This window comes from Bradyrhizobium sp. CFUWI (assembly GCF_056429085.1).
In genome coordinates this window covers 1-1,797 of sequence record NZ_JBWJZE010000087.1, presented here as the reverse complement: position 1 = coordinate 1,797, position 1,797 = coordinate 1, and the positions used below count along the sequence as shown (strand labels likewise).

Here is a 1,797-nt window from a genome sequence, read left to right as displayed (position 1 = left end):
GTCCCCTTCCGGACGTGCCGGGAACCGCTTGCATTAGCCGCAGCAGCGTGGCGAGGATTTGAGCGATCTGGGTTTGCGTCGCGGTCGCGGAATCTCGGCCGTCGGACGGCCAGGTGGATTTGCCAACATCGGCAGGGGTCGATACGCAACGCGACCTGGAAGCGGTCGGTGGGTCATCGCGAATCACCTTCTCGTCGAGAAGGCTCAGACTCGCGCTCAAATGTTGCATCAATGGGATCAGCGTACGTGCACTGATGCGCGGCAGATCGGCGGCGTTCGGGCGGGAAGTGATTGGCGTCTCGGCAAGATCCGTCGACGCAATCCGAACTGCCCGCGGCCGGCCGTCCGGCAGCGCGACAACGACGTAGGCGGGACCGCGCCCCGACCGCTTCTTCAGCACCTCAAGCCGGTGCCCAAACAGAAAATGATGCGGGTCGGTGATCGTGACGTGAGACACGACCCGTTCCAAAATAGGGGCACTCTGTCGTGTTCGGTGACCCTACGCTCGCTGACGCCATCCTGGATCGTCTCGTCCATAACGCGCACCGCCTCCAGCTCGTCGGCGACGCATGCGAAAACGCAACGCTAAAACCATCACCCTTGACGAGCAGCCAGAACGCTGACTCTATGACCGCCTCGGCCGGAGCGGGCTGCTCACGATCGTCTGAATTCATCGCTCACGATCGCGCGAAATCGCTGCTCACCATCAGTGAAATATGCAGACACAGGCAGGTCTCCTGGGGTCACGCATGAATCTTCCGTATCGTGCCGTCAGCAAACACCTTGGTACGATGGGTGAATGAGTAACGCCTTCGCCCCCATACTGCGGGCTCGACCTTGCCCCATCTTTGGCCGACCTGTTCATCTGTGGGTTGCCCCTCGATTACAGCCCGATACTTCTCCTCAAACCCTTCGGATTCCGGATCGCTCCGGACACCCTGTCCTCCAAACGCTCTCGCGTCTGGCCAACGAGGCATTACCCCCGTCTTCGGATACGGTCCTCCTCATTCGAGCACCGAAGGGACTTCAACCCTCCTGATTCACGCGCTGCCCAGCGCACAGTATGGCGGGTCGACTCCCACGATGACGCTTTCGGAGCCTGCTCAGTGTTCACTCGCAAGTTGCGGCCCGCGCGGACCGATGTCCCCCAAAAGGGGCCTTTTCTCAGAGTGCTTCAGGTCATTCGTCGCCTCCTGACCCGCTCCGAGTACTTCCGGCTGGAGCGAGAGTTCGCCGGCCTGGATTTTCACCAGGGAGAACAGTGCGCCTTGGCAAGGCACACACACCAACACAGTCGAGAACGCCATCCGGCCAGTTTGCCTGACCAGGAAACATGCGCTTTTCGCTGGTCATGAAATCGGGGCAGAAAACTGGGCCTTGCTCGCGTCGATCGTCGCCACCTGCAAGCTCAACGACGTCAACTGCGGATTCCGATGATCTCGCCCGGGTGTACCGATTTGATCTCGCCCAGGATTCCGAGATGATCTCGCCCACCCTTCCGATTTGATGTCGCCCGGGGCGCGAGGCGTTCTGGCTGTGTGGTTTCTGGCATCGGCGAAGCCGCGTGGTCAATCTTGAATCGCGGCTCGAAAGACTTGTTTTTTGCTGCTCCTGCTGTGATGGGGTGGACGCCCCTCGACGGCATCGATGTGCCAAAGTGAAGGGTGTTGAACCGTCACAAATGAGGAAGCGTCCATGAACGAAGTTAGCACGATTGGACTAGACTTGGCGAAACATGTTTTTCAGGCACATGGCGCAGACGCTAGCGGCGGTGTTGTTTTCCGCAAACAGCTGCGT

The 1,797-nt window shown here is 59.9% G+C and carries 4 pseudogenes; 3 read left to right on the top strand and 1 reads right to left on the bottom strand.

The annotated features are described in order from the left end of the window. A pseudogene (locus AC066S_RS38730) lies at positions 1-457 on the bottom strand (hypothetical protein); the annotation flags it as partial. 29 nt (positions 458-486) lie between these two features. Here AC066S_RS38730 and AC066S_RS38725 point away from each other — a divergent pair. From AC066S_RS38725 to AC066S_RS38715, 3 pseudogenes are all read left to right on the top strand, one after another. Beyond that, positions 487-591, top strand: a pseudogene (locus tag AC066S_RS38725) (ATP-binding protein); the annotation flags it as partial. Positions 592-1,284: 693 nt separating this feature from the next. Further along, positions 1,285-1,422: pseudogene (locus AC066S_RS38720) on the top strand (IS66 family transposase); the annotation flags it as partial. Positions 1,423-1,695: 273 nt separating this feature from the next. Continuing rightward, a pseudogene (locus AC066S_RS38715) lies at positions 1,696-1,797 on the top strand (IS110 family transposase); the annotation flags it as partial.